This is a genomic window from Catellatospora sichuanensis (assembly GCF_007483665.1).
GTDB lineage: Bacteria > Actinomycetota > Actinomycetes > Mycobacteriales > Micromonosporaceae > Catellatospora > Catellatospora sichuanensis.
The window spans coordinates 120,688-145,926 of the sequence record NZ_ML660189.1 but is presented as its reverse complement, the minus strand read 5'-3'; the positions used below and the strand labels follow the sequence as shown (position 1 = coordinate 145,926).

At 70.4% G+C, this 25,239-nt stretch carries 27 protein-coding genes; 9 read left to right on the top strand and 18 right to left on the bottom strand.

From position 1 onward, the window contains the following. Positions 1 to 102: 102 nt before the first annotated feature. Positions 103 to 897 (top strand): ABC transporter permease, encoded by a 795-nt coding sequence (locus FLL47_RS11020; RefSeq protein ID WP_144120377.1) that lies wholly within the window; start codon positions 103 to 105, stop codon positions 895 to 897. A 25-nt stretch (positions 898 to 922) separates the two neighbouring features. Here the strand turns inward: FLL47_RS11020 and FLL47_RS11015 are convergent, their stop codons facing one another. From FLL47_RS11015 to FLL47_RS10965, 11 genes are all read right to left on the bottom strand, one after another. Next, positions 923 to 1,345, bottom strand: coding sequence for a DUF2550 domain-containing protein (locus tag FLL47_RS11015; RefSeq protein ID WP_144120376.1), 423 nt, complete (start codon positions 1,343 to 1,345; stop codon positions 923 to 925). Positions 1,346 to 1,367: 22 nt separating this feature from the next. Further along, positions 1,368 to 1,652 carry a F0F1 ATP synthase subunit epsilon gene (locus tag FLL47_RS11010; protein WP_144120375.1) on the bottom strand — a complete coding sequence of 95 codons (285 nt, stop codon included), beginning with the start codon at positions 1,650 to 1,652 and terminating at the stop codon, positions 1,368 to 1,370. A 97-nt stretch (positions 1,653 to 1,749) separates the two neighbouring features. Then, a complete protein-coding gene (locus FLL47_RS11005; protein WP_144120374.1) occupies positions 1,750 to 2,994 on the bottom strand; it encodes an LCP family protein in 1,245 nt (414 codons plus the stop codon). Between the two features lie 125 nt (positions 2,995 to 3,119). Next, positions 3,120 to 4,553, bottom strand: a complete 1,434-nt coding sequence (gene atpD, locus FLL47_RS11000) for a F0F1 ATP synthase subunit beta (RefSeq protein WP_407924750.1) — start codon at positions 4,551 to 4,553, stop codon at positions 3,120 to 3,122. Beyond that, on the bottom strand, positions 4,553 to 5,482 hold the full coding sequence (locus FLL47_RS10995; RefSeq protein ID WP_144120372.1) for a F0F1 ATP synthase subunit gamma: 930 nt from the start codon (positions 5,480 to 5,482) through the stop codon (positions 4,553 to 4,555). The genes atpD and FLL47_RS10995 overlap by 1 nt, the downstream gene beginning before the upstream one ends. Before the next feature lie 2 nt (positions 5,483 to 5,484). After that, positions 5,485 to 7,119: a F0F1 ATP synthase subunit alpha gene (gene atpA / locus FLL47_RS10990; protein WP_144120371.1), complete on the bottom strand. Its 1,635-nt coding sequence runs from the start codon at positions 7,117 to 7,119 to the stop codon at positions 5,485 to 5,487. Between the two features lie 131 nt (positions 7,120 to 7,250). Next, positions 7,251 to 8,069, bottom strand: coding sequence for a F0F1 ATP synthase subunit delta (locus FLL47_RS10985; RefSeq protein ID WP_144120370.1), 819 nt, complete (start codon positions 8,067 to 8,069; stop codon positions 7,251 to 7,253). Further along, positions 8,069 to 8,617 carry a F0F1 ATP synthase subunit B gene (locus FLL47_RS10980; protein ID WP_144120369.1) on the bottom strand — a complete coding sequence of 183 codons (549 nt, stop codon included), beginning with the start codon at positions 8,615 to 8,617 and terminating at the stop codon, positions 8,069 to 8,071. Before FLL47_RS10980 ends, FLL47_RS10985 begins: the two co-directional genes overlap by 1 nt. A gap of 72 nt (positions 8,618 to 8,689) precedes the next feature. Further along, positions 8,690 to 8,905 (bottom strand): ATP synthase F0 subunit C, encoded by a 216-nt coding sequence (gene atpE / locus FLL47_RS10975; protein WP_144120368.1) that lies wholly within the window; start codon positions 8,903 to 8,905, stop codon positions 8,690 to 8,692. A gap of 134 nt (positions 8,906 to 9,039) precedes the next feature. Continuing rightward, positions 9,040 to 9,840, bottom strand: a complete 801-nt coding sequence (gene atpB, locus FLL47_RS10970; protein WP_407924751.1) for a F0F1 ATP synthase subunit A — start codon at positions 9,838 to 9,840, stop codon at positions 9,040 to 9,042. Positions 9,841 to 9,868: 28 nt separating this feature from the next. Further along, positions 9,869 to 10,084 (bottom strand): AtpZ/AtpI family protein, encoded by a 216-nt coding sequence (locus FLL47_RS10965; protein WP_144120367.1) that lies wholly within the window; start codon positions 10,082 to 10,084, stop codon positions 9,869 to 9,871. A 182-nt stretch (positions 10,085 to 10,266) separates the two neighbouring features. Here FLL47_RS10965 and FLL47_RS10960 point away from each other — a divergent pair, with 182 nt between their 5' ends. After that, positions 10,267 to 10,725 carry a hypothetical protein gene (locus FLL47_RS10960; protein ID WP_144120366.1) on the top strand — a complete coding sequence of 153 codons (459 nt, stop codon included), beginning with the start codon at positions 10,267 to 10,269 and terminating at the stop codon, positions 10,723 to 10,725. A gap of 76 nt (positions 10,726 to 10,801) precedes the next feature. Here the strand turns inward: FLL47_RS10960 and FLL47_RS10955 are convergent, their stop codons facing one another. The 4 genes from FLL47_RS10955 to prmC form a co-directional block, all read right to left on the bottom strand. Next, on the bottom strand, positions 10,802 to 11,206 hold the full coding sequence (locus FLL47_RS10955) for a hypothetical protein (protein WP_144120365.1): 405 nt from the start codon (positions 11,204 to 11,206) through the stop codon (positions 10,802 to 10,804). A gap of 93 nt (positions 11,207 to 11,299) precedes the next feature. After that, a complete protein-coding gene (locus FLL47_RS10950) occupies positions 11,300 to 11,902 on the bottom strand; it encodes an arsenate reductase/protein-tyrosine-phosphatase family protein (RefSeq protein ID WP_144120364.1) in 603 nt (200 codons plus the stop codon). Beyond that, the gene (locus tag FLL47_RS10945; protein ID WP_144120363.1) at positions 11,902 to 12,570 is read right to left on the bottom strand and encodes an L-threonylcarbamoyladenylate synthase; all 669 of its coding nucleotides are present in this window, start codon (positions 12,568 to 12,570) and stop codon (positions 11,902 to 11,904) included. The genes FLL47_RS10950 and FLL47_RS10945 overlap by 1 nt, the downstream gene beginning before the upstream one ends. Before the next feature lie 239 nt (positions 12,571 to 12,809). Then, positions 12,810 to 13,652 carry a peptide chain release factor N(5)-glutamine methyltransferase gene (prmC, locus tag FLL47_RS10940; protein ID WP_144120362.1) on the bottom strand — a complete coding sequence of 281 codons (843 nt, stop codon included), beginning with the start codon at positions 13,650 to 13,652 and terminating at the stop codon, positions 12,810 to 12,812. 114 nt (positions 13,653 to 13,766) lie between these two features. Between prmC and FLL47_RS10935 the strand changes: the two genes are divergently transcribed. From FLL47_RS10935 to FLL47_RS10925, 3 genes are all read left to right on the top strand, one after another. Next, positions 13,767 to 14,765: an ABC transporter ATP-binding protein gene (locus FLL47_RS10935; RefSeq protein ID WP_186315658.1), complete on the top strand. Its 999-nt coding sequence runs from the start codon at positions 13,767 to 13,769 to the stop codon at positions 14,763 to 14,765. 70 nt (positions 14,766 to 14,835) lie between these two features. Next, the gene (locus tag FLL47_RS10930) at positions 14,836 to 15,621 is read left to right on the top strand and encodes an ABC transporter permease (protein ID WP_144120361.1); all 786 of its coding nucleotides are present in this window, start codon (positions 14,836 to 14,838) and stop codon (positions 15,619 to 15,621) included. A 1-nt stretch (position 15,622) separates the two neighbouring features. Beyond that, entirely contained in the window at positions 15,623 to 16,411 is a 789-nt protein-coding gene (locus FLL47_RS10925) for an ABC transporter permease (RefSeq protein WP_144120360.1), read from the top strand. A 37-nt stretch (positions 16,412 to 16,448) separates the two neighbouring features. Here FLL47_RS10925 and prfA read toward each other — a convergent pair whose 3' ends face one another. Together prfA and rpmE are read right to left on the bottom strand one after the other, a co-directional pair. Continuing rightward, entirely contained in the window at positions 16,449 to 17,537 is a 1,089-nt protein-coding gene (prfA, locus tag FLL47_RS10920; RefSeq protein WP_144120359.1) for a peptide chain release factor 1, read from the bottom strand. Between the two features lie 84 nt (positions 17,538 to 17,621). Continuing rightward, positions 17,622 to 17,846, bottom strand: coding sequence for a 50S ribosomal protein L31 (rpmE, locus tag FLL47_RS10915; RefSeq protein WP_120318328.1), 225 nt, complete (start codon positions 17,844 to 17,846; stop codon positions 17,622 to 17,624). Positions 17,847 to 18,039: 193 nt separating this feature from the next. On the opposite strand from rpmE, the gene FLL47_RS10910 reads away from it, so the two are divergent. From FLL47_RS10910 to FLL47_RS10900, 3 genes are all read left to right on the top strand, one after another. Further along, complete coding sequence (locus FLL47_RS10910) at positions 18,040 to 19,122, top strand: RNA ligase (RefSeq protein ID WP_144120358.1); 1,083 nt, start codon at positions 18,040 to 18,042, stop codon at positions 19,120 to 19,122. Positions 19,123 to 19,143: 21 nt separating this feature from the next. Further along, the gene (locus tag FLL47_RS10905) at positions 19,144 to 20,025 is read left to right on the top strand and encodes a phosphatase domain-containing protein (protein ID WP_144120357.1); all 882 of its coding nucleotides are present in this window, start codon (positions 19,144 to 19,146) and stop codon (positions 20,023 to 20,025) included. Between the two features lie 94 nt (positions 20,026 to 20,119). Beyond that, on the top strand, positions 20,120 to 20,707 hold the full coding sequence (locus FLL47_RS10900) for a Uma2 family endonuclease (RefSeq protein WP_144120356.1): 588 nt from the start codon (positions 20,120 to 20,122) through the stop codon (positions 20,705 to 20,707). A gap of 185 nt (positions 20,708 to 20,892) precedes the next feature. Here the strand turns inward: FLL47_RS10900 and FLL47_RS10895 are convergent, their stop codons facing one another. After that, positions 20,893 to 24,312 (bottom strand): phosphodiester glycosidase family protein, encoded by a 3,420-nt coding sequence (locus FLL47_RS10895; protein WP_144120355.1) that lies wholly within the window; start codon positions 24,310 to 24,312, stop codon positions 20,893 to 20,895. A gap of 199 nt (positions 24,313 to 24,511) precedes the next feature. Between FLL47_RS10895 and FLL47_RS10890 the strand changes: the two genes are divergently transcribed. Then, positions 24,512 to 25,201 (top strand): alpha/beta hydrolase, encoded by a 690-nt coding sequence (locus FLL47_RS10890; RefSeq protein WP_144120354.1) that lies wholly within the window; start codon positions 24,512 to 24,514, stop codon positions 25,199 to 25,201. Positions 25,202 to 25,239: the final 38 nt, after the last annotated feature.

The window sequence follows — 25,239 nt, the reverse complement described above, 5'->3', positions numbered from 1 at the left end:
ACCAGGCCCGCGAACCATGATCGTCCGCAATGCCTTCGACGAGCGCAACGAGCGCAACATGACCCCCGGCGATGCCGCCGACGGGCGCAGCGAGGAACAGGCGTGAGCGAGTTCGCGGCGGCGGCACAGGACGCCTGGGTCACGGCCCGGCGCGGGCTGCTGCATGACCGGCGGGAGCCGCGCCTGCTGGCGCTGCCGCTGCTGCAACCCGTGCTGTTCATGCTGCTGTTCGGGGTGGTCCTGAGCGGCGTGGTCAAGGTGCCGGGCGTCGCCTCCTACCCCGGTTTCCTGACCCCGGGCCTGCTCGTGCAGGCGGTCGCGGTCACCGCCGGGCTGGCCGCGGTGGGCGTCGCGGAGGACGTGCGCCGCGGCATGGTCGACCGGTTCCGGACCCTGCCCGTGCCCGCGGCCGCGGTGCTGTTCGGGCGTACCGCGTCGGACCTGGTCCGGATCGCGATGACGGCGGGGGTCGCCACGGCGACCGGGGTGATCGCGGGCTGGCGCGTCCACAGCGGCCCCGCTGCGGCCATGGCGGGCTTCCTGCTGGTCCTGACCTTCGGGTACGCCGTCACGTGGCTGTCCGTGGTCGTGGGGCTGTCCGTACGCAGCCCTCGCGCGGCCCGGGTACTGGTGCCGGTGTGCCTGGTCCCGTTGACGTTCGTGTCGAACGTGCTGGCGCCGTCGGCCACCATGCCGTCGTGGCTGCGCCCGCTCGCCGAGGCGAACCCCGTCTCGGCCGTCGTCACGGCGCTGCGCCTGCTGTGGGGCAACGAACCCGCCCGCTCGGGCGCGAGCCCGGCCTCGGCGTACCCCCTGGCGCTGACCTGGCTCGCCGCAGCCCTGCTGCTGGCGGTCCCGCTCGCCCTGCACCGCTACCGCCGCACGCCCGCACCCTGACCCGGACGCCGGGCCCGCGGGCTCGCTAGGTGGAGTAGGGCGCGGCGGCTTCCAGCCAGGAGAGGAAGCCGGTGACGGTGTGCAGCGGCATGGCGATCTCCACCTGTGCCCGCGAGTCGGCACACTGCAGGACCACCCAGTCGGCGGGCACCAGCACCGCCTCCTCCGCGCTGGGCGCGCGCCGGGCGACCACCTTCAGATCGCGGCGCGAGAGCGTGCGGCGGGGGCGCGGGGAGAGGCTGAACATCCGGTACCAGCGCAGGTCGTCGCCGCGGAACTGGGCGAAGCCGGGGGCCCAGCCGCGCCCTCCGGCCGTCTGACGCAGCCGGAGGTACAGCTCGACGGTGCCGTGGCCGCGCGCGAACACCTCGCGGCGCACGAAGAGGCCCGCCAGCAGGGCGAGCAGGACGACGAGGCCGATGGCGACTACTTCGAGCAGCGACCTCATCGTCGTCGGGGGCGCTGGTCGCTCAGTGGCGTGCGGCCGGGGCGACCGGGGTCGCGGTCTCTGCCAGCACCGTCACGCCCTCGGTCGTGACCGACAGGAAGCCGCCGTGGACGTCGTAGGCCTTCTCCTCGCCACCGGGGAGGATGATGCGCACCCCGCCCGGGTTCGCCAGCTGGCCGAGCAGCGGCGCATGGCTGGGCAGCACGCCCAGCTCGCCCTCGGTGGTGCGGGCGATGACCATCTCGGCCTGCCCGGACCAGACCTTCTCCTCGACGGCGACGAGCTCGACCTGGAGCAGCTTGGCCACGATGACTCCTCAGGTGTGCAAGATTGGTGCAGCGAGTCTAACCGCCCGTGATCAGCGGCCCTCACCAGGACCGGTCAGTGTGAGCAGCGCGCCACTCTCACTTACTCAACATTTCCGGATGGAACGCCACGAAGTTCTCGACCGAGCCCGCGGCGACCGAGGCGAGAAACTGCTTGGCGAAATAATCCAGCTGCTCCCCGTCGTACTGGTACTTCATCTTGGGCTTGGACTTCTTCTTCTTGTCGTCCTTCTTGTCGTCGTCCCCACCGTCGTCGCCGTCGTCTCCACCGTCACCGTCGTCTCCGTCATCGCCGCCCTCGTCGTCGTCCTTGCCCTTGTCGACGACGTAGTGGCCGACCCCGCCACCGGACAGCTTCACCATGTGCACGGTGCTCGGACGCAGATCCTGGAGCGCGAACGCCCAGTCGATCACCGTGTGCCCCCGGCCGCTGAAGGTGAGCGACTGCCCGGCCGCCCGCAGCACCGTGTCCATCTGCAGCGGGTCGGTCAGCACGTCGTCGCTGAACGCCTTCTCGATCATCGCGCGGACCAGCTGCTGCTGGTGGCGCTGGCGGGCGTAGTCGCCGCCGGTCACGTACCGCTGCCGGGCGTAGTCCAGCGCCTGCCAGCCCTTGAAGTGGCGCAGGCCGGGCTCGTAGACCATCTGCTCGCCGACGTAGCCGGTGCTGCCGGCACCCCGGTCGCGGGGATCGCCGTCGGGCTCCAGGTGGATCGAGGCGACCCGCTCGTCGACCGTCATGTCGATCCCGCCGAGCGCGTCGATGACGTCCTTGAAGCCGCTGAAGTCGATGATCGCCCCGGCGTCGAACCGGGCGATCCCGGTGTACTGGCTGACCGTCGCGGCCAGCAGCTCGAAACCCTGGGCGTGGTTGGCGCGCCGGTCGCCGGGCACCATCGAGCCGAAGTACATCGCGTGCGCGAGCTTGTCCGCGGCGTTGCCGGGGTAGCCCGACTTCGGGAACGGCGGGATGGCCACCAGCAGGTCCCGGGGCAGCGAGAACAGGTAGCCGCGGTCCAGGCCGGCGGGGATGTGCATGACCAGGATCGAGTCGGCCCGCGGGATCCAGAACGGGTCGCCGCGCCGCGGGTCGATGCCCGCCAGCAGGATGTTGAGCGGGCCCTTGATGTCCTCCGGCCGCGGCGGCGCCTGGCGGCCCGACCCGTCGCCGAAGAGGTCCTCCTTGTGGATCGCGCCCTCGTAGCGCGCGATCACCCGGTCCACGGTGACCAGGGAGGCGCCGCTCAGCAACATCAGAGCCGTACCGGCCAGCACACTCCAGCGTGCCCACCGCGCCGCCTTACGCCACCGTTTCGCCACCATGATGTGGCTAACGACGCAGATGCGACGTTGGCTCCTGCCCTGTCCCCCCGGAAGGGGCCCGGCCGTGCGCAACGAAAAGGGGCACCCCTCCCGGCTGGGAGAGGCGCCCCTTTCGGCGAACAGACCTACTTGGTCAGCTCGCGGTAGTTCTTCTCGAGGTCGTCCAGACCGCCGCACATGAAGAAGGCCTGCTCCGGGACGTGGTCGTAGTCGCCCTGGGAGATCCTCTTGAACGCCTCCACGGTCTCCTTCACCGGCACGGTCGAACCCTCGACACCGGTGAACTGCTTGGCCGCGTAGGTGTTCTGCGACAGGAACCGCTCGATCCGGCGGGCCCGGGCCACGGTGATCTTGTCGTCCTCGGAGAGCTCGTCCATACCGAGGATGGCGATGATGTCCTGCAGGTCGTTGTACTTCTGCAGGATCCGCTTCACCTCGGTGGCGACGGCGTAGTGCTCCGCGCCGACGTACTCCGGGGCCAGGATTCGCGAGGACGAGGCCAGCGGGTCCACGGCGGGGTAGATGCCCTTGTCGGACACCTTGCGCTCGAGGTTCGTGGTCGCGTCCAGGTGGGCGAAGGTGGTCGCCGGCGCCGGGTCGGTGTAGTCGTCCGCGGGCACGTAGATGGCCTGCAGCGAGGTGATGGCCTGGCCACGCACCGAGGTGATGCGCTCCTGGAGCTCACCCATCTCGTCGGCGAGGGTCGGCTGGTAACCCACGGCGCTCGGCATACGGCCGAGCAGCGTGGACACCTCGGAACCGGCCTGCGTGAAGCGGAAGATGTTGTCGATGAAGAGCAGCACCTCCTGCTTCTGCACGTCACGGAAGTACTCGGCCATGGTCAGCGCGGACAGCGCGACCCGCAGACGGGTGCCCGGGGGCTCGTCCATCTGGCCGAACACCAGCGCGGTGTCGCCCAGCACGTTGGCCTCGGCCATCTCGGCGATGAGGTCGTTGCCCTCACGGGTGCGCTCACCCACGCCGGCGAAGACGGAGGTACCGCCGAAGTTACGGGCAACGCGGATGATCATCTCCTGGATGAGCACCGTCTTGCCCACGCCCGCGCCGCCGAACAGACCGATCTTGCCGCCCTTGACGTACGGGGCCAGCAGGTCGATCACCTTGACGCCGGTCTCCAGCATCTCGGTCTTCGGCTCCAGCTCGGCGAACGCCGGAGGCTTGCGGTGGATCGGCCAGCGCTCGGTGACCTCGAGCTTCTGCCCCTTCTCCAGGTTGAGGCACTCGCCGAGGACGTTGAACACCTTGCCCTTGGTGCCGTCGCCCACCGGCACGCTGATCGGGGAACCCGTGTCGGTCACCTTCGCGCCGCGGACCATACCGTCGGTCGGCTGCATCGAGATGGCACGCACGACGTTGCCGCCGAGGTGGTTGGAGACCTCCAGGGTCAGCGTGCGCTCACCCTCGCTCAGGGTCACGTTGACCTGGAGCGCGTTGAAGATCTCAGGCATCGCGTCGCGCGGGAACTCGACGTCGACGACCGGGCCGATGACCCGGACGACTCGACCGACGCCCGCCTTGGTGTCAGTAGCAGTGGTCATCATTCACTCCCCGCCGCCGCCAGCGCGTTCGCGCCGCCGACGATCTCGCTGATTTCCTGGGTGATCGCGGCCTGGCGGGCGGAGTTCATCTCCCGCGTCAGCGACTTGATCATTTCTTCGGCGTTGTCCGTGGCGCTCTTCATCGCCCGGCGGCGCGACGCCGACTCACTGGCCGCCGAGTCCAGCAACGCCGCGTAGATCCGCGTGTTGATGTACTTCGGCAGCAGCGCGTCCAGCAGCTCTTCCGCGTTCGGCTCGAAGTCGTACGCCGGCAGCAGCTCGCCCTTGTTGCCCTCGCGCTCCTCGACCTGCATCGGCGCGAAGATCTTCGTGGCAGCGTTCTGGCTGATGAGCGACTTGAACTCGGTGTAGACGATGTGCAACTCGTCCACGCCCAGCACGCCGTCGTCACCCGCGTGGTCGACACTGTCGTCCGCGCCGTGCACGAACGCCTGGATCAGCAGTTCGCCGACCCGGCGCGCGTCCTCGAAGCGCGGCTGCTCGGAGAACCCGCTCCAGCTACCGGCCAGCTCACGCCCGCGGTAGGTGTAGTAGGTGATCCCCTTGCGGCCGATCACGTACAGCGCCACCTGCTTGCCCTGGGCCTTGAGCCGCGCGATCAGCTGCTCGGTGAGCTTGATCGCGTTGGCGTTGTACCCGCCGCACAGGCCGCGGTCGCTCGTGATGAGCAGCACGCCGGCCCGGTGCTCCGGGTCCCGCGGCACCAGCAGCGGGTGCTGGGCGTTGGTGTTCGACGCCAGCGCGGTGAGCACGCCGGTGATGGCGTTCGCATAGGGCAGCGACGCCGCGACACGGTCCTGAGCCTTGGCGATACGGCTGGTCGCGACCAGCTCCATCGCCTTGGTGATCTTCTTCGTCGAGCGGGTCGCCTTGATCCGCCGACGGAGAACTCGTACCTGCCCGGCCATGGCTACTTCTTCTCAGCCACGATGCGGGTGACGGTCTCGGTCTTCTCGTCGCCCTCGAGCGCCTCGGCCTCGACGTCCACGATCGCCTGGGAGTCCTCGGCGGGCAGGAAGCCCTTCTTGAACTCGGTGATCACGCTGTCGAGCTTGGCCGCGACGTCGTCGTCCCAGGTGCCGGACGCGATCGTCTTCAGCACGTCGCTGTGCGAGCTGCGCAGGTGCTGCAGGAACTCCGACTCGAAGCGGCGCACGTCAGCGACCGGGATGTCGTCGATCTTGCCCTCGGTGCCGGACCAGATCGAGACGGCCTGCTCCTCCATCGGGTACGGCGAGAAGTTCTGCTGCTTGAGCAGCTCGACCAGCCGGCCGCCCTTCTCCAGCTGGGCCAGCGAGGTCTTGTCCAGGTCCGAGGCGAAAGCCGCGAACGACTCCAGCTCCCGGTACTGGGCCAGGTCCAGACGCAGACGCCCGGAGACCTTGCGCATCGGCTTGGTCTGCGCCGCGCCACCGACCCGGGAGACCGACGTACCGACGTTGATCGCCGGACGCACACCCGAGTTGAACAGGGACTCCTCGAGGAAGATCTGCCCGTCGGTGATGGAGATGACGTTGGTCGGGATGAACGCCGAGATGTCGCCGGCCTTCGTCTCGATGATCGGCAGACCGGTCATCGAGCCCGCGCCCAGCTCGTCCGACAGCTTCGCGCAGCGCTCCAGCAGGCGCGAGTGCAGGTAGAAGACGTCACCCGGGTAGGCCTCACGGCCCGGCGGGCGGCGCAGCAGCAGCGACACGGCACGGTAGGCCTCGGCCTGCTTGCTCAGGTCGTCGAAGACGATCAGAACGTGCTTGCCGGCGTACATCCAGTGCTGGCCGATGGCCGAACCGGCGTACGGCGACAGGTACTTGAAGCCGGCCGGGTCCGACGCGGGCGACGCGACGATGGTGGTGTACTCCATCGCGCCCGCCGCCTCGAGCGTGCCCTTGACCGACGCGATGGTGGAGGCCTTCTGACCGATGGCCACGTAGATGCAGCGCACCTGCTTGACCGGGTCGCCGGACTTCCAGTTGTCACGCTGGTTGATGATCGCGTCCAGCGCCACCGAGGTCTTGCCGGTCTTGCGGTCACCGATGATCAGCTGACGCTGGCCACGGCCGATCGGGGTCATCGCGTCGATGGCCTTGATGCCGGTCGCCAGGGGCTCGTGCACCGACTTGCGGACCATGACGTTCGGGGCCTGCAGCTCCAGCTCGCGGAAGCCCTCGTTGGCGATCTCGCCCAGGCCGTCGATCGGCGCACCCAGCGGGTTCACCACGCGGCCCAGGAACTTGTCGCCGACCGGCACGGAGAGGACGCGGCCGGTGCGCTTGACCGGCTGGCCCTCCTCGATGCCCTCGAAGGCGCCCAGAACGACGACACCGATCTCGCGGACGTCGAGGTTCAGCGCGACACCCAGGGTGCCGTCCGCGAACTCCAGCAGCTCGTTGGCCATGGTCGAGGGGAGACCCTCCACCTTGGCGATGCCGTCACCGGCCTCGGTGACGACGCCGACCTCCTCGCGGGAGATCTCGGGCGCGTACGAGGAGACGAAACGCTCAAGCGCTCCACGGATCTCCTCGGACGAGATGGTCAGCTCGGCCATCCTCAGCTTCCTAACGGGTGTCGTGACTGTCAAAAGTCAGGTTCGGTTGCGGTTCTCACGCGGTGCGGTTCGTCCCGGCGCGCCACCGCTCAAGCGGCGCATCCAGGCGTCAGCCGGCACTGCGGCGCTCACTATCCGGCGAGCGCGTTGCGGACTGCGGCCAGCCGCCGTGCGATGGTGCCGTCGTAGAGGTCGCTGCCGACCTGCACGCTCAGCCCACCCAGCACCGCGGGGTCGACGGTTACCTTCACCGAGACCTGACGGCCGTAGATGGCGGACAGGGAGGAAGCCAGCCGGGCCTCCTCCGCCTCGGTCAGCGCTTCGGCGACCGTGACGTAGGCGACCTGCGCCTCGCGGCGCTCCGCGGCCAGCTCCACCAGGCGGGTGATGCCGTTGCCGAACGTGCGGCCGCCGAAGCCGCGCACCGCCAGCGCTGCCAGGCTCACCGTGACCGGCTTCGCCTTGTCCTGCAGCAGGCCCCGGACCAGCTCGGCCCGGCGTGCCACCGGCACGACGAACTCGCCGATCGTGGCGGCCAGCTGCGGGTCGCCGTCGACGATCTGCCCGAAGCGGAACAGCTCGTCCTCGACCTCGTTGAGGTCGCCGGCCAGCTCGGCCGAGGCCAGCAGCGCGTCGACACCGAGCCGCTCAGCGGCCTCCAGCAGCTCCGACGCGGCCGACCAGCGGCCGGACGCGAGCACCTGGACGAGGTCGATGGCGCCCTGGCCGACCTTGCCCTGCAGCAGGCTCGCGGCGAGTTCGCCGCGCTGCCCGCCCGGACGGGAGGGGTCGGACAGCGCGCGCCGCAGCCGCGGCTCACGGGCCAGCAGATCCGCGAAGGACAGCAGCTCCTCGGCGGTCACCGCCATGGCGGCGGCACCGGCGCCCCCTGCGGAGGCCTCCAGCGCCGCCCGGGCCGCGGCGTACGACTCTCGGCTTGCCGCCTGCATCAGCGGGCTCCGGCACTCTCGAGGTCCGCGAGCGCACGCTCGACGGTGCCACGACGACGGGCCTCGTCCTCCAGCGACTCGCCAACGATCTTGCCGGCCAGGCTGACCGCCAGCGAACCCATCTCGGTACGCAGCTCACGGACGATGCTCGCCCGCTCGCCGGCCAGCTGCTCGCGACCGGCCGCGATGATGCGGTCGGACTCCTCGCGGGCCTTGGCCAGCACGTCGGTGCGGATGCCCTCGGCGTCGGCACGGGCCTCGTCACGGATGCGCGCGGCCTCCGTACGAGCCTCGGCCAGCTGCGCCTTGTACTGCGACAGCAGGGCCGCGGCCTCGGCCTGGGCCTTCTCCGCCTTGACGAGTCCACCTTCGATGGCCTCGACGCGCTGCTGGAACATGCTCTCCATACGCGGGAACACGAACTTGGTCAGCACGAACAGCAGGACGCCGAAGGCGATGAGGCCGACGATCACCTCAGCCAGCGGCACGCCGAGCACGTTGTAGCCGTGCTCCGCGGGCGCGTCTGGCGCCTCTTGTGCGATGTTCATTGGTCACTCCCCTTCGGCGGTGACCGGCCGTCGCAGGCCGGTCACCGAATCACCCAGCGGATGGCGTCGGCCTCAGGCCGCGGTGTTCAGCGCGAAGGCGAGCACCAGGCCGAGCAGGGCCAGCGCCTCGATGACGGCGAAGCCCATGAACATGTAGGTACGGGTGAGGCCGGCGCTCTCGGGCTGACGCGCGGTCGCCTGGATGTAGGCGGCGAAGACCAGACCCACGCCGATACCCGGGCCGAGCGCGGCGATGCCGTAGCCGATGACGTTAAGGTTGCCGGTCATGTCGGATTCCTCCTGAGTTCGACGCGTGCCAGTCACGCGCACGTTTTTGGTTACAGGTATGAGCGATCTTCAGTTGTGGATCGAAAGCCAGAGTGTGTCGCGCCGTCCGGCGCGGGTGTCTCGTGCGCCGGAGCTCAGTGCTCTTCGGAGATCGAGCTCTGGAAGTAGGTCGCCGAGAGCAGGGTGAACACGTAGGCCTGCAGGCTCAGGATGAACAGCTCGAACAGCGTCATCACGATGGCGAACGCCCAGCTGCCGAGCGCGGCGGGCTTCAGCAGCAGCGGGCCCGCGTTCCACAGCGCCACGCCGCCGAGGGTGAACACCAGCAGGATCATGTGGCCGGCGAACATGTTCGCGAAGAGACGGACCGCCAGCGTGATCGGGCGCAGGATCAGGTTCGAGAGGAACTCGATCGGGATCAGGATCGGGTGCACCCACCACGGCACACCCGGCTGCACCGTGGAGTGCTTGAGGTAACCCAGCAGGCCGTGCTTCTTGATGCCGATGCCGATGTAGATCACCCAGGTCAGCACGGCCAGCACCACCGGGAAGGCCAGGTGCGAGTTCGGGGAGATCTGCGCGAACGGCACGATGCTCCACAGGTTCGTCACGAAGACGAAGCAGAAGACGGTCGCCAGGTACGGCGCGAAGCGCACGCCCTGCGGGCCGATGATGTCGGTGGCGATGTTGTTGCGCACCACGCCGTAGGCAGACTCGGCGAGCCACTGCTTCTTACTCGGCACCAGCGTGGGGTTGCGGTACGTCACGAGGAAGAAGACGATGATGATGGCGACCGCCATCCAGACCAGGAGGCTCAGCTTGGTGAAGGCCCCGGCCCACATGCTGCCTTCGAGCGACGGAATCAGGGTCTTGTAGTCGAAGACATCCACGCCAGGGGGAAACTCCGAGGCAAGGAAACCCGGCTGCGTAATCAACCTGTCATCCTCCGTCGATCGGGCACGGTCACCCGTCCAGTCTTTTCACGGTCAGATAGACCCCGGCGGCCGCGCCGCCGATCAAACCGATCAACAGCCCGACGTTGGGGAGTCCCAGCCACTTATCGATGAGCCACCCGACCCCTCCCCAGACGAACATTCCGCCGAGGAGATACCCGATGGCCGCCCAACCCGCATCGGCGCCCTCTGCATGAGGGCGCTTCGGAGGCTGGTCATCGGCCATGACGGGGCGAACAATATCAGCCACCCCCTGCATCGGCCGACGCACCCCCCGTACGCGAGCGATGTTCATCACCAGGTCGGCGCTGCGTCATCTTCCATCAGGATGAGATCGATGTTGATTTAACCGCGTCGAACCGCTGAGATGGAGACAACCCTTCCGTTCTCCCCCACGGCGGTGCGGCGATGCGCAAGCTCACGATACCCGCAGTTTTCGTCCTGCTCACAGCATTGAGCAGCGGTTGTGAGCCGCGCGGCAACGACGACAGGGAGTCGACCAAGCCGGTGCACTGCACGGTCATCGTCGATGGCCCGAAGGCCGACGACGACCGGGACAACTTCGCCGGCCGCGTGCGCTACCGATGTGCCACGCCGGGTGCAGACCGCCTCGTTTTGAAGATCAAAATCGAGCGCCGGGACGGTGACGTATGGCGCAGTGTGGCCTCCCGCACACACACCCTCAAGGGCAAGGCCACCTACGCCGCGGAACTCAAGTACCAGACCAAGGACCTCAGCATCAGCTGCCGAAGCGGCACCTTCCGCACCGTGGTCGACTGGTCCCGCACCTCCCGCAAGGACACCGAGGGCGACAACCTCATCTCCGGCGCGGTCAAGGACCCCTGCCGCCCGCCCATCTTCGGCTGACCCACCCGGCGGCCCCGGCTGATCATGAGCCTGCGGCACGGCTCGACGCGTGTCGGCGGCGCAGGTTCCTGATCGACTACTTCTTCTCGGGCTCGTCGATGTAGGGGATCTTGGCCTGCCAGAGCCACCAGGCATGGCCGAAGGTCCACGCGATCGCGGCGATGCCGATGCCGATCGCCATGGGCTTGAGGCCGGCCCAGCCCGACTTGGCGATCACGGCCAGCACCAGGAACAGCAGGGTGAACTTGACGGCGTACATCAGCAGTCCGACCGACAGCACCATCTTCGGGTTGATCGAATCCGCCCAGGCGATCACGAAGCTGGACAACAGGTAGCTGGCCGCCACCAGGGCCACGCCCGCCAGCACGCCGACCGCGGCCATCGAGCCGACGGTCAGGTACGCCACCAGCGGCGCCACCACGGCCACCGCCGCGGTCACGCCGAGCATGAACGGCAGGAACTTCAGCCGCTTACCGAGCATTCACGCCTCAAGATCATCAGAATGTTGTGTCAACGACATGCCGCCCAACCGTGCCACAGGTTAATGATCAGCCAGGCGGGGGCGTGGGGTCGGTCACGGCAGGGGCGGGAGCAGGACCGCGGTGAGGGGGGCGACGGTGGACTGGATCTCGTCGCCGACGCGGGCGAAGACCTGGTCGCCGCGGCCCCACGGGTCGTCGAGATCGTCCTTGGCCTGGGCGGGCTCGCCGTTGCGGGCAGCGGCGACGGCCGCGACCAGGGCAACGCCGCGCTCGTACACCGCCTCGGGGGTGCGCTCGGCGGCCGGCAGCGCCGCCGGGTCGACGGCCGACAGCAGGCGGCCGAACTCGCCGAGCACGAAGGTGCGCTCGGCGGCGTCGGGACGCAGCGCGACCACGTAGTCGTACTGGTCGGCGGTCGCGGTCAGGATCAGGTCGGCCGCCTCGATGTGCTCCGCGCGCAGCTTGCGGGCGCTGAAGTCGTCGGGCGAGCCGCCCCGCGCGCGCACCTGGCGGGCCGCGGGCGGGTTCATCTCCTCGCCCTCGTGCCAGCCGCCGGTGCCGGCCGAGTGCGAGAGCACCAGATCGGCGCCCACCGGCCCGGCCTGCGCGGTGACCGCCAGCGCCAGCAGGCGCTCGGCCATCGGGGAGCGGCAGATGTTGCCCATGCACACGTGCAGGACGGTGAACGGGGCCATCACGACTCCTCCGGACCCTGGATGTCGGTGGCGACCTCGCGCAGCTGGTCGAGGCTGATCGCCCCGGCGCGCAGCACGCGCGGCCGGTCGCCGGTGACGTCCACGATCGTCGACGGCACCGGGCTGGGGCACTCCCCCGCTTCCAGGTACACGCTGACCTTGTAGCTGAGCTGGTCGCGGGCCTGCTCGGCAGTGAGCGCCGCGGGCTGGCCGGTGAGGTTCGCCGAGGAGACGGCCATCGGGCCGGTCTTGCGCAGCACCTCCAGCGCGACGGGGTGCAGCGGCATGCGTACGGCCACCGTGCCGCCGGTCTCGCCGAGGTCCCACTGCAGGCTCGGCGCCTGCTCGACGACGATGGTCAGCGCGCCCGGCCAGAACGCCTCGACCAGGTCTCGGGCCACCGACGGCAGCCGCATCACCAGGCCGTCCAGGGTGTGCCGGGAACCGACCAGCACCGGCGGCGGCATGTGCCGGCCCCGCCCCTTGGCGCTGAGCAGGTTGGTCACCGCCCAGGGCTTGAAGGCGTCGGCGCCGATGCCGTACACCGTGTCGGTCGGCAGGACCACAAGGTCGCCACTGGATACGGCGTCGATCGCGGCCTGGATCCCCCGGTCACGTTCGACTACGTTGCGGCAGTCGTAGAGCCTCACGGTGAGCCAGTCTGTCATGCGCTGTTCGCATTCGACACACACGGCTCCCACCCACCGGACAGCAGGTCCGCCGCCCTCCCGGCGAACACCCCGCGATCGCCCGCGGCAGGCCCCAAGATCGGCTGACTTGCCCGGCACATGGGCGAATGACGGATCAAGATACGCACAGGTGCCGGGCAAGTCGAGCGATCTTGGTGGCCGCCACGCGGGCAGCCGGCACACGCGCGGCACGAAGAGGTTAAGAAGGTGCCCTTCCTCTACGCAGAGCGATGTGAAGGTGCCCTTCCTTGCTTGCGGGCGGTGGTGAAGCGGGGGCGGCCGGCGAGGTCGGGGTGGGTGGTGATGTCGCGCCAGCCGGTGAGGAGGGCGGCCATGGCTTCGGTATGGGTGTCGTCGTGCTCGATGCCGAGGCGGCCGCCGTCGTGGAGCACCTCGGCGGCGCGGGCGATGATCACTGGGATGAGGTCGAGGCCGTGTTCGCCGGAGAAGACCGCCTCGGCGGGGTCGTGGCCGACCTCGGGTGGCACCGCGACCGCGAGCGGCACGTAGGGCGGGTTGCACAGGACCAGGTCGACCGGGGCGGGCAGCGGCACGTCGCGCACGTCGCCGGGGACCACCCGCACGGACGTGTCGGCGGTGTTGCGGCGCAGCCAGGGCAGGGCGTCGTCGCTGCGTTCGACGGCGTACACGGTCGCGTCGGGGCGACCGTCGGCCAGTGCGACGGCCAGCGCACCGGATCCGCTGCACAGGTCGAGGACCACGGGGTCGGCGACGCCTTGCAGGGCCTCGATCCCCCAGCGGGCCAGCAGTTCGGTCTCCGGGCGCGGGATGAAGACGCCGGGTCCGACCAGCAGCTCGCGGTCGAGGAACGGGGCGGTGCCGGTCAGGTGCTGCAGCGGCACCCGCTCGGCGCGGCGGCGCACCAGCTCGGCCAGCGCCTCGGCCTGCGGCTCGGTGACGTCGTCGATCAGCAGCAGCCGACCGCGGGCGACGCCCAGCACGTGCGCGGCAAGCAGTTCCACCTCGACCCGGGGCGAATCGATCCCGGCCGTGGCGAGCCGCGCCGCGGCGGCGCGGAGCTGGGCGGAGAGCACGGGCACCCGATCAACCTAGCGGCTTGCGCGGAGGAACCGGCCGAGTCCCCGCGCAGCGCGCCGGGACGGTCCGCGGGAAACCGGTTGACCCCTCGCGCGGCGCGTTGAGCGGGTCGGCGCATGTCATTGGTGGAGGCCCGAGGGCTGACGAAGATCTTCCGTCGGCCGGAGAAGGATCCAGGTCTTCGCGGCTCCCTGAAACACCTGGTGCAGCGCAGATTCAAGGAGTTCCGGGCGGTGGACGGCATCGAACTGTCCATCGAGGCGGGCGAGTCCGTGGCGTACGTGGGTCCCAACGGTGCGGGCAAGTCCACGACGATCAAGCTGCTCACCGGCATCCTGGTGCCGACGGCGGGCACGGTGCGGGTGGCCGGGGCCGAGCCGCACACCGACCGGATGGTCAACGCCCGCAACATCGGCGTGCTGTTCGGCCAGCGCACCCAGCTGTGGTGGGACCTGCCGGTCCGCGAGTCGCTGGCCCTGCTGCGCGACATGTACGACCTGAGCCCCGCCTTCTACAAACAGCGCCTGGAACGCCTCGACGAGGTGCTCGGCCTCGCCGACCTGCTGCCCGTGGTGGCCCGCAAACTGTCGCTCGGCCAGCGCATGCGCGCCGACCTGGCCGCCGCGCTGCTGCACCAGCCGAAGATCGTCTACCTGGACGAGCCGACCATCGGGCTCGACATCTCGGTCAAGGACCGGGTCCGGCAGTTCCTGCGGGAGCTGCGCGAGGACGGCACCACGCTGATGCTGACCACGCACGACCTGGGGGACATCGAGGACGTGTGCGAGCGGATCGTCATCATCGACGAGGGCCGCAAGATCTTCGACGGTCCGCTGGCCCAGATGAAGGACCGCTTCGCCCGGGTACGCCGGATGCACCTGCAGCTGGCCGAGCCGACCCCGGCCGAGAAGCTCGCCGAGCGGCTGCCCGACGTCGAGGTCATCGCGGGCGACAGCCCGACCGAGGTGACCGTCACCTTCGACCGGTTCACCCACACCGCCGGGCAGATCATCGCCGGGGTGCTGGACGTCGTCGAGGTCGGCGAGCTGCACCTGGACGAACCGGCCATCGAGGACGTCGTCCGCAAGGTCTACGCCGGGGAGCTGCTGCGATGAGCGGGCGCAGCGAGCGGATCCGGGAGCCCGGTGCCGCTGACGCCGCCGACGAACGCAGCGAGGAGAAGGCATGAAGCCGTACCTGGGGCTGCTGCGGATGTCGACGCGACGCATCCTCACCTACCGGCTGAACTCGCTGATCCTGTGGATCGGCGGCGCGACCTTCCTCGCGGGCTCGCTCGCGGTGTGGCATGCGCTGCTGTCCGAGGGCGCGATCGGCGGCTACGACTGGGACCAGATGAAGGCCTACCTGCTGGTGGGCTGGGCGACCGCGTCCATCGGCTCGGCGTACGGCGACTGGTGGATGGCCTCGCGCATCTTCGACGGCCACGTGGCCACCGACCTGACCAAGCCGCTGGACTACCAGTGGGCCCGGTTCAGCGAGCACATGGGCGGCCTGGCCACGGAGTTCATCGCGATCACCATCGCGGCGACCGCGATCGTGACCTTCACCGGTGGGCTGGTGGTGCCCGGCCCCGGGCAGGCGCTGCTGTTCGCGGTGAGCTTCCTGCTGGTCGCGCCGCTGAAGTTCACCATCGCGTACATCACCACGATGGCGTGCTTCTGGACGCAGAACTTCATGGGCGTCTCGTGGGCCAAGGACGCGATCGTCACGCTGTTCTCCGGCGCGCTGATCCCGCTGGCGCTGCTGCCGGCATGGCTGGCGGGCCCGGCGGCGGTGCTGCCGTTCGCCAGCATCACCGCCACCCCCGCCGCGCTCTACCTGGGCCAGGCCACCGGCTGGGAGGCGCTGCGGCTGCTGGCCGTGCAGGCCGCCTGGGTGCTGGTGCTGTGGTGGGGCGCCCGGCTCATCTGGCGGCGCGCGCTGCGCGCCCTGACCGTCCACGGAGGCTGACGTGCGCCGCACGCTGCGGATCTACCGGCGCAGCCTGGGCGCTCACCTGCGCGCGGTGCTGGAGTACGAGGCCGACTTCTGGGTGCTCATCGTCGCCGGGCTGCTGTTCCAGGTGCTCAACCTGATTTTCCTCAGCGCCGTCTTCGCCCACGTGCCCGCGCTCAACGGCTGGTCGTACCCGGAGGCGGTGCTGCTGGCCGGAACCTACGGTTTCGTCAACGGCCTGGGCCCGCTCTTCTTCGAGGGCACCTGGCGACTCGCCGGAAAGATCAACCACGGCGAGCTGGACTACCCGCTCACCCGGCCCGCTCCGGTGCTGGTCCAGGTGGTCAGCGGCGGGATCGGCCTGCACGGCGTCGGCGACCTCATCGGCGGCGGCGCGATGATCGGCTGGGGCCTGGCCCACTCCGACATCGACTGGAGCCCCGCCCGGATCGGCGGCGCGCTGCTGCTCCTGGCCTCCAGCGCCACCATCCTGCTGTCACTGATCGTGGTCGGCAACGCGGCGTCGTTCTGGGTCGGCGGCAACCACCCCGTCTTCGCGATGACCCTGATCCGCACCGGCGACATGGCCAAGTACCCGCTCAGCATCTACGGCGTGGCGGTCCGCGCGACCTTCACCGTCCTGGTCCCGTACGCCTTCATCAGCTTCTTCCCCGCCTCCTGGCTGCTGGACAAGGAATCCGCCTGGATCGGCCTACTCACACCCCTGGTAGCCCTCTACTGCGCCTACCTGGCCCGCCTCGTCTTCCGCCACGGCCTACGCCGCTACGACTCCGCCGGCCACTGACCCCCGCCCCACCGCCCAAGATCCCTACGATCTTGGGTCAGGAGCGGGAGAGTTCGGTTTCGCCGGCGAGGCGGGCGGCGCGGTCGGCGGTGGTGAGGGCTTCGAGGACGCCGTCCATGTCGCCGCCGATGGCGAGGTCGAGGTTGTAGGCGGTGTAGCCGATGCGGTGGTCGGTCAGGCGGTTCTGGGGGTAGTTGTAGGTGCGGATGCGCTCGGAGCGGTCGACCGTGCGGATCTGGGCCTTGCGGGCGTCGGCGGCGGCGGCTTGGGCCTGCTCCTCGGCTAGCTGGGCGAGTTTGGCGCGCAGCATGCGCATCGCCTTGTCCTTGTTCTGGAGTTGGGACCGCTCGTTCTGGCAGGTGACGACCGTGCCGGTGGGGATGTGGGTGATGCGGACGGCGGAGTCGGTGGTGTTGACGGACTGGCCGCCGGCGCCCTGGGAGCGGTAGACGTCGATCCTCAGATCGCCCGTGTCGATCTCGACCTCGGTGTCCTCGGCTTCGGGCATGACCAGGACGCCCGCGGCGGAGGTGTGGATGCGGCCCTGGGACTCGGTGGCGGGGACGCGCTGCACGCGGTGCACGCCGCCTTCCCATTTCAGGCGGGACCAGACGCCGTTGCCGCCGTCGGGCACGCCGCGGGTCTTGATGGCGACGGAGACGTCCTTGACGCCGCCGAGGTCGGAGTCCTGGGAGTCGAGGACTTCGGTGATCCAGCCGCGGCGCTCGGCGTAGCGCAGGTACATACGCAGCAGGTCGCCCGCGAACAGCGCGGACTCCTCGCCGCCCTCGCCGGACTTGATCTCCAGGATCACGTCCTTGGCGTCGTTGGGGTCACGCGGGGCGAGCAGCTCGGCGAGCTTCTCCTCCAGCTCCGGCAGGCGCTGCTCCAGGCTGACCGCCTCGGTGGCGAAATCCGGGTCGATCGCGGCCAGCTCGCGCGCGGCCTCCAGATCGGCCCGCGCCGCGTCCAGCTCGTGTGCCGTCTTGTGGATCGGGGTGAGCTCGGCGAAGCGCCGCCCGACCTTGCGCGCGGCAGCCTGGTCGGCGTGGATCGACGGGTCCGCGAGCCGTGCCTCCAGCTCCGCGTACTCGGCCAGCAGCGCGGTGAGCCGTTCGTTACTCATGTCCGAATCCTCACTCGACAGCGGTATGACCTGCAACAGCACAACGCCCGCCCCGTGTGCACGGAGCGGGCGTCGTCACTACAGCTACTTGGCGTCCTTCTTGGCGACCTTGGCGTACTTGGCCTGGAACTTGGCCACCCGGCCGGCCGTGTCCATGACGCGCTGCTTGCCCGTGTAGAACGGGTGGCAGGCGCTGCAGGTCTCAGCGTGGATAGAACCGCCCTTGGCGGTGCTGCGGGTGGTGAAGGTGCTGCCACAGGAGCAGGTGACGGTGGTCTCGTTGTACTGCGGGTGAATACCGGACTTCATAGTCACGGTCCTTTCGTTTTCATGGGCGCTGGGTCGCTGTCAACACCGCCGGACGCTCGTCCGGACGGCTCGGGCGTGAACCAGTCCCGGTGGCCGACTGACCAGTATGCCATCCACCTCGCTCGCGATCTTCAGCGGCTAACTCGGCTGCGATTCGCGAGGAAGTCTCGTAGCGTCACCGGCCATGTCCCCCATGGCAACAACGACGCTCGCCGCTATCTTCCCGCCCGGCGCCCTGGACCACGCCATGGCCGAAGGGCTCGTCCGCGCGCAGACCCACCCGGAGCTGCCGCTCACGATCTACAACTACACGGAGAAGTGCACGTACGCGAACGCGTGGGACGACGTGACACTGGCGTGCCGTGGGTTGATCAGTGATGCGTCCGGGACGGTGCTGGCGCGCCCCCTGGTCAAATTCTTCAACCACGGGCAGCCGGGCGCGGCCGCGATCGGGCTGGACGAGCCGGTGGTGGTGACCGACAAGGCCGACGGCTCGCTGGGCATCGTCTACCCCACCCCGGACGGCCCGGCCGTGGCCACCCGCGGCTCGTTCGCCTCGGACCAGGCCCGCCACGCCACGGCACTGCTGCGCCAGCGCTACCCGCACTGGGTGCCGCCCGCGGGGCTGACCGTGCTCGTGGAGATCATCTACCCGGGCAACCGGATCGTGGTCGACTACGGCGGCATGAACGACCTGATGCTGCTGGGCGCGGTGGAGATCGCGACCGGGCGCTCGTTCCCGCCCGGCGCGGTGGCCGACTGGCCGGGCCCGGTGGTGGAGACGTTCGCGTACCCGACGTTCGAGCAGGCGCTGGCCGCGCCGGCGCGGCCGGGCCGCGAGGGCCTGGTCGTGCACGCGCTCGGCACGGACGCCCGCGTGAAGATCAAGTACGAGGAGTACGTGCACCTGCACCGCATCGTCACCGGCCTGAGCGCCCGCGGTGTCTGGGCGGCGCTGGGCGAGGGCGCGACGGTCGCCGAGATCGCCGAACCGCTGCCCGACGAGTTCCACGGCTGGGTCACCGAGCTGGCCACCCGCCTCACCACCGGCCTGGCCGACCTGGAGAAGCAGGTGGCGCAGGCGCACGACGCGATCATGGAAGGGCTGCCCGAGGGCTGGTCGCGCAAGGACTACGCCATGGTCGCGGGCCGGCACGCGCTGCGCGGCTTCCTGTTCGCGCACCTGGACGGCAAGCCGTACCGGCGGCAGTTGTGGGAGGAGCTCAAGCCCGACGGCGACGAGCGCCCGCACGGCCGTACCTTCGACGACGAGTGACCACGACGGGAGCGACACGCCATGCCCACCCTCACCATCACCCGCGGCCTGCCCGGCTCGGGCAAGACCACCTGGGCCAAGGACCAGCCCGGCGTCCGGGTCAACCGAGACGACCTGCGGCGCATGCTGCACGGCGGCAACCTCGGTGAGGGCTGGGCGGAGCGGCAGGTCACCGTCGCGCAGCGGGCCCAGGTCGAGGCCCTGCTGAAGGCGGGCGCCGACGTGATCTGCGACGACACCAACCTGCGCGCCAGGGTCGTACGCGAACTCGCCGAGCTCGCCGTCGACTGCGGCGCGCAGGTGACCGTGCGCGACTTCACCGACGTGCCGCTGGCGACCTGCCTGGAGCGCGACGCGGCCCGGCCCGAGGACCAGCGGGTTGGCCCCGAGGCGATCCACCGCATGCACGAGCGCTACCTCGCCGGGCACCGCGAGCCGATCGTGCTGCCGAGCCCCGGGCCGCGCCTGGTGTACGAGCCGCGCCAGGACGCGCCCCGGGCGGTGCTGGTGGACCTCGACGGCACGGTCGCGCTGATGGGCGACCGCAGCCCGTACGACCACACCCGCGTCCACCTGGACCTGCCGCACCAGCCGGTGATCGACGCGGTCCGCGCCCTGCACGCCGCGGGCCACGCGATCGTCTACTGCTCCGGCCGGGTCGACGCCTGCCGCGAGTCCACCGCCGCGTGGCTGGACCGGCACGTCGGCGTGCCCTACGCGGCCCTGCACATGCGGGTCACCGGCGACCAGCGCAAGGACTCCGTGGTCAAGCGCGAGATCTTCGAGAACGAGATCCGCGACGCCTGGTACGTGGTGGCCGTCCTCGACGACCGCAACCAGGTCGTCCGCATGTGGCGCGAACTGGGCCTGACCGTCTTCCAAGTCGCCGAAGGCGACTTCTGACCCTCCCCTAAGGAAGGGCACCTTCTTATCGCTATTGGTAGAGGAAGGTGCCCTTCTTAACATGGATGGACAGATGTCGGTGTGAGAGGACGAGATGAGCAGGCCGTTGCCGAAGGTCGCCCAGGACGGGGCGCACATCACGCTGCCGAGCGCGGTGACGGTCACCCCTGACGAGTACGACGCCCTGCCCCCGGATTCCCGGATCGAGCTCGTGGACGGAGTGCTGCACGTCATGACGCCCCCCACAGCCCGGCACCAGATCGTCATGATGAGGCTCGTGAACAGCCTGCTCCGCCGGTGCCCGGAGCACCTGACCGCGCTGCACGAGCAGGAGATCCGCCTCGCCGACGACCACCGGCGCAACCCCGACGTGCTGGTGGTGCGCCGGGACGCGGTGAACCTCGACTGGTTCAGCTTCCCGCCCAAGGCCGTGCTGCTCGCCGTCGAGATCGTCAGCCCGGGCACGCAGACCGCCGACCGCAAACACAAGCCCGCCGAGTACGCCGACGCCGGCATCCCCTGCTACTGGCGCATCGAGCCGCTACCGGAACTCGTGGTGCACACCTACCAGCTCGACGAGACCGACGTGTACGAGTCCACCGGCGTCTTCCACTCCGGCGACCACATCTCGGTCCCCCGCCTCGACTGGGCCACCATCCCCATCACCGACCTCATCCCCTGACCGGCAACCATCCGCCGCCGCCGTCCAGCGACCGCGGCGACCACCAGGCCCTGCGCAACTCTTGAGGACTCGCGGCCTCAGAGCGCATCTGAGGCCGCGAGTCCTTGAGAGTTGCCGCTCGGATCGGCCCGGCCGCGCGGTGGGGCCGGGAGGCGAGGACGGGGGTGGGGGGTGTCGGGTCGGGGTTAGGGGACGGTGATCGAGGTGGTGGCGGTGGTGGCGTTGACGGTGACGGTGAGGGTGGCGGTGCCGGGGCGGAGGGCCGTGAGCAGGCCGGTCGACGGGTCGTAGGTTGCCACCGCGGTGCGCGGCGCGGTGCGGGCCGACCCGATGTGGACCGTTCCCGCCCAGTCCGCGGACACCGGGTAGGCCACCGGCACGGCTCGCCCGGCTTGGGTGACCACGGCCGACACCGGCCCGCTCGCGCCGACGGCGAGCGTCGCAGGCGCGGTCAGGTCCAGCGCGTCCACGTGCGGGCGGATCTCGGCGTGGAACCAGTCCGCCACCCCGGCCTGCGGGAACAGGCGCGGAACCAGCCACTCCAGCGGGCTGACCGGGTCGACGCCGACCATCGTCCAGCCGGTGAAGCCGCCCTCGGCGGGCGAGGTGGACGGCGCCTTGCCCGAGTTCCCGTTGATCAGGTACGGCACCCCGTCGACCTCGCTGGCCGCGAACGTGCCGACGTGGCTGTTCACCATCGCCGCGCCCTTGCCCGAGGTCCACTGGAAGTCGGCCAGCCAGCGCTCCACGGTGGCCACCTCCTTCGCCTCGGCCAGCTCACTGGCCTGCACCGGAGTGGGGTCCCGGGGCGGGTGGTGGAAGAAGACCGCGACCGAGCCGATCGCCGGGTCGTCGGCCGCCTCGTCGAGCGCCTGCCGCAGCATCAGGACCTGGTCGAACCCGCCGCCGCGCAGCGTGCCTTTGGCGGAGTCGAGCATGACGAACCGGGTGCCCCGGTGGTCGACGACGCGGTGGGTCTCGCCGAACACGGCCCGCCAGTTGTCCAGGTTGCCCGGTCCCATGATCTCGTGGTTGCCGGGCACGTAGTAGTACGGCAGGGTGCCGCCCAGTTCCTCGTCGAGGATCTGCTTGGCCAGCGCGATGTCGGCCGGGGCGGCCTCGTCCACGAAGTCGCCGTTGATGACGAGGAAGTCCGGCGCGGCGGCCTTGATCTCGCGCAGCGTACGCCGGGCGTTGCGGACCAGGTCACTGTCCGGGTTCCGGGCCACGAACTGGGCGTCGGACATGACCGCGAAGCGCCACTTCTCGTCCGCCGCCGCGCCGTCGCGGATCACGAAGTCCCGCTCGTACGCCGGGTCGGCCGGCACGTCGATGGTGGCGGGGAGCTTGACCGCGAGGTCGTCGATGACGATCGCGTTGGTGTAGGAGGCCTCCGGTTTGACCTCCGCGGGGTAGAACCAGCGGAACTTCAGCGGGTGCTGCAGCCCGGCCGGCACCGGGAACTCGATCTTCTGCCAGCCCGTCTTAGTGAGGTACGGCCCGCTGAACGCGGGAACGAGCGCGCCGGTGGCGTCGTACACCTGCAGCCGCGCCCACTCGCCGCGCCCGGCCTCGGGGTTGACCCACATGCTGACGGCCAGCGGCTGCCCGGGCAGCTCGATGAGCGCGGGCGGGGTGGCGTACGAGGTACGCGTGCCGGTGGACTGCGTGAAGTCGTACGACATGCGCAGGCCCAGCCCGTCGTGGCCAGGCACGGCGGCGACCGCGCAGGTCGCGCGGGCGGTGGTGCACTTCCAGGCGGCGGCGTCGTCGAAGTTCGCCACGACCACCTCGCGCGAGCCGACGGTGATGCCGACCCGCGTCGCCTTCCCGTCGACCTTCAGCTCGACGACGGTGCCGCCGTCGGCCTTGCCGGTGACCCGGAAGCCGCCCGCGCCGTCCGGGACGATGTCCACGATCGACGTGTCGTAGCTCAGCTCGACCTCGTCGGCCTCGATCGGCGCGCTCAGCGCGTCGCGGTCGAAGCCGAGCACGCCGAAGCCGCCGGTGCTGCCCGCCCCGGCCAGCGACAACCGGCCAGTGGTGGGACTGATCCGCTCCAGCCGGTTCAGCACGGTCATGGTGAGCTGCCCGGTCGCCGGGCCGCGGTACGCGGTGACGGTGGCCGTGCCCGGCAGCAATCCACGGAACGACCCGTCGGCGACCCGGCCGGACAGGGCCGGGAACACCTTCCAGGACGGAGTGCCCGCGGCCGGGCCGTAGGTCTCGTCGTACCCCGCCGCGGTCAGCCGGCGGGAGTGTCCGGGGAACACCCGGTCCGGCCGCCCGCCGCGTACGTCGTTGAGCGTGGGCGCGGCCATCGGCGCGGTCGCGGTCTCCACCCAGAACCCGTGCAGCCGCCCGCTGCCGACCGGCGACAGCACCGCCAGGCCGTTGGGCGTGGGCCGCTCGCTGCCGTCGGACGGCGCGTTCTCGAGCTGCGGCACGGCGGTGCCGGGCTCGCGGGCCAGCATCGTGGACGAGCCTCCGCCGTCGAGGTTGAGCGCGTCGTGCGCGCCCAGCCGCTGCATCATCACGGCCAGGTCGCGCAGGGTCAGCCCGTGGCTGTCGGCCTGCCGCCCGTCCACCGTGAGCAGGTACATCTTCGTGCCGGTGGCGTCGAAGCCGACCGCGGTGCGCGGGTTGTCGGCGTCGACCACCGCCCCGTCGGCGAGCTGCCCGCCACGCAGCAGCCAGGCGTTGCCGCCGATGGCGGTGGTCAGCTCGCCTCCGTCGGAGCTGCGCGGCCGGTACGCGACCGTGACCCGGGTGCCCGGGGTCAGCGCGGCCAGCGCGTCCGCGCCCGCCTCACGGCCCAGCAGCACCTGGGCGCCCTCGGCGATGGGGCCGCTGCCCGGCGTCGCCGAGACCGACTCGACCACGCCGCCGCGCAGTACGACCTCGGTGGTCCGGCTCGCACCGGTCACCGGCCGGGCGCGGCTGAAGTCGCCCCACAGCCCGGTGAACACGCCGACCGCGTTCGCGCCCAGGGCGTGGGTGTTGAAGCCGGTGAGCGTGATCGGGGCGCCGCCCTCGGGCGTGGCGGTGCCCTCGAAGTACACCTCCACCAGGCGGCCCACGTCGCCGGAGGTGAAGCCGACGGCCTTGTGGTGCCCGGCGAGCGGGGCCTGGATCAGCTCGCCGCCCTGGATGCCGACGCCCTGCGCCGCGCCCGAGTTGTTGATGTCGAAGAAGTCGCCGTTGACCGCGCCGACGACCCGCTTGTCGTCGCGGGCGGCCAGCTGCTGCGCCAGCGGCTGGGTGGCCGCCACCGCGCCCGGGAACACGTAGTCGACGGTGGCGCTGCCGGACAGGTCCACGGTGAGCGCGTCGGCGCGCAGGAAGCCGCGGGCGTCGTAGCGGTCGAAGGAGGTCAGCGTGACCCCGGGGGCGACGGGGCGGGTGCTGGTCGGGGTGTCCACGTAGTCGGAGCCGACCACGACGTCGCCGTCCTGCGCCGACCCGGCCGGGCCGAGCAGCGCGGCCGCCGTGCCGGTGAGGGCAGGTGCGGCCGCGACGGCGGGCTGTGACAGGGCCGTGGCGGCGGCCGTGGTGAGCGTGGTGAGGGCAAGGAGCAGGGGGTGTATCCGCCTTCGCGAAGGCACGGTTCCTCCCGGGGGGTGTGGGTGCTGCCGTCAGTGCAGTCCCATCCGGAGAGGCGCGTGCGGCAGCGCGGATGCCTGAAGGAAAACTTCAGACAAACAATAGAACCCGAAAGGTAATTGCACATCCCCCGATGCCGGACTGGTTCCGGAGGCTCGCGATCCGGCCACGCGCCTGCTCTGCCGGACCTAGCCTGGGTACATGGCAGACAAGCCGACCATCGTCCTGGTCCACGGGTTCTGGGGCGGCGCGGCCCACTGGGCCAAGGTCATCGTCGAACTGCACCGCCGCGGTTACGACGCGCTGCGTGCCGTGGAGAACCCGCTCACCTCGCTGGCCGACGACGCCGAGCGCACCCGCCGCATGGTGCGCCAGGTGCCGGGGCCGGTGCTGCTCGTCGGCCACTCCTACGGCGGCGCGGTGCTCTCCGAGGCCGGGGACCTGCCCAACGTGACCGGCCTGGTCTACATCGCGGCGTTCGCGCCCGACGCCGGGGAGAGCCCCGGCCAGGTCACCCAGGATATGCCGCCCGCGGCCATCGCGAACGTCGGGCCGCCCGACTCCGACGGCTACCTGTGGATCCGCCAGGACAAGTTCCACGAGAGCTTCTGCCAGGACCTGCCCGCCGACGAGGCCCTGGTCATGGCGGTGACCCAGAAGGCGCCGCTGGCCTCCACCTTCGGCGACACGATCACCGCGCCCGCCTGGCGGGCCAAGCCCACCTGGTATCAGGTCTCCACCCAGGACCGCATGATCAATCCGGACAACCAGCGCCGGATGGCCGAGCGCATGGGCCCCCGGCGGACCGTCGAGCTGGACGCGGGCCACGCCTCGCTCGCCTCGCTGCCCGGCCCGGTGACCGACCTGATCGTCGAGGCCGCGGCGGGCTGATCCCGTACACGCGAAAGGGCCGGCACCTCGCGGTGCCG

Coding starts and splice junctions, on each gene's coding strand:
- FLL47_RS10955 (WP_144120365.1), bottom strand. CDS start 11,206: ATGCTCGGTAAGCGGCTGAAGTTCCTGCCGTTCATGCTCGGCGTGACC.
- FLL47_RS11005 (WP_144120374.1), bottom strand. CDS start 2,994: ATGGTGGCGAAACGGTGGCGTAAGGCGGCGCGGTGGGCACGCTGGAGT.
- FLL47_RS10910 (WP_144120358.1), top strand. CDS start 18,040: ATGGCAACAACGACGCTCGCCGCTATCTTCCCGCCCGGCGCCCTGGAC.
- atpE (WP_144120368.1), bottom strand. CDS start 8,905: ATGACCGGCAACCTTAACGTCATCGGCTACGGCATCGCCGCGCTCGGC.
- atpD (WP_407924750.1), bottom strand. CDS start 4,553: ATGACCACTGCTACTGACACCAAGGCGGGCGTCGGTCGAGTCGTCCGG.
- FLL47_RS10960 (WP_144120366.1), top strand. CDS start 10,267: ATGCGCAAGCTCACGATACCCGCAGTTTTCGTCCTGCTCACAGCATTG.
- FLL47_RS10930 (WP_144120361.1), top strand. CDS start 14,836: ATGAAGCCGTACCTGGGGCTGCTGCGGATGTCGACGCGACGCATCCTC.
- FLL47_RS10905 (WP_144120357.1), top strand. CDS start 19,144: ATGCCCACCCTCACCATCACCCGCGGCCTGCCCGGCTCGGGCAAGACC.
- rpmE (WP_120318328.1), bottom strand. CDS start 17,846: ATGAAGTCCGGTATTCACCCGCAGTACAACGAGACCACCGTCACCTGC.
- atpA (WP_144120371.1), bottom strand. CDS start 7,119: ATGGCCGAGCTGACCATCTCGTCCGAGGAGATCCGTGGAGCGCTTGAG.
- FLL47_RS10980 (WP_144120369.1), bottom strand. CDS start 8,617: ATGAACATCGCACAAGAGGCGCCAGACGCGCCCGCGGAGCACGGCTAC.
- FLL47_RS10950 (WP_144120364.1), bottom strand. CDS start 11,902: ATGGCCCCGTTCACCGTCCTGCACGTGTGCATGGGCAACATCTGCCGC.
- FLL47_RS10965 (WP_144120367.1), bottom strand. CDS start 10,084: ATGGCCGATGACCAGCCTCCGAAGCGCCCTCATGCAGAGGGCGCCGAT.
- prfA (WP_144120359.1), bottom strand. CDS start 17,537: ATGAGTAACGAACGGCTCACCGCGCTGCTGGCCGAGTACGCGGAGCTG.
- FLL47_RS10945 (WP_144120363.1), bottom strand. CDS start 12,570: ATGACAGACTGGCTCACCGTGAGGCTCTACGACTGCCGCAACGTAGTC.
- FLL47_RS10995 (WP_144120372.1), bottom strand. CDS start 5,482: ATGGCCGGGCAGGTACGAGTTCTCCGTCGGCGGATCAAGGCGACCCGC.
- FLL47_RS10890 (WP_144120354.1), top strand. CDS start 24,512: ATGGCAGACAAGCCGACCATCGTCCTGGTCCACGGGTTCTGGGGCGGC.
- FLL47_RS10900 (WP_144120356.1), top strand. CDS start 20,120: ATGAGCAGGCCGTTGCCGAAGGTCGCCCAGGACGGGGCGCACATCACG.
- FLL47_RS11015 (WP_144120376.1), bottom strand. CDS start 1,345: ATGAGGTCGCTGCTCGAAGTAGTCGCCATCGGCCTCGTCGTCCTGCTC.
- FLL47_RS10985 (WP_144120370.1), bottom strand. CDS start 8,069: ATGCAGGCGGCAAGCCGAGAGTCGTACGCCGCGGCCCGGGCGGCGCTG.
- FLL47_RS10935 (WP_186315658.1), top strand. CDS start 13,767: ATGTCATTGGTGGAGGCCCGAGGGCTGACGAAGATCTTCCGTCGGCCG.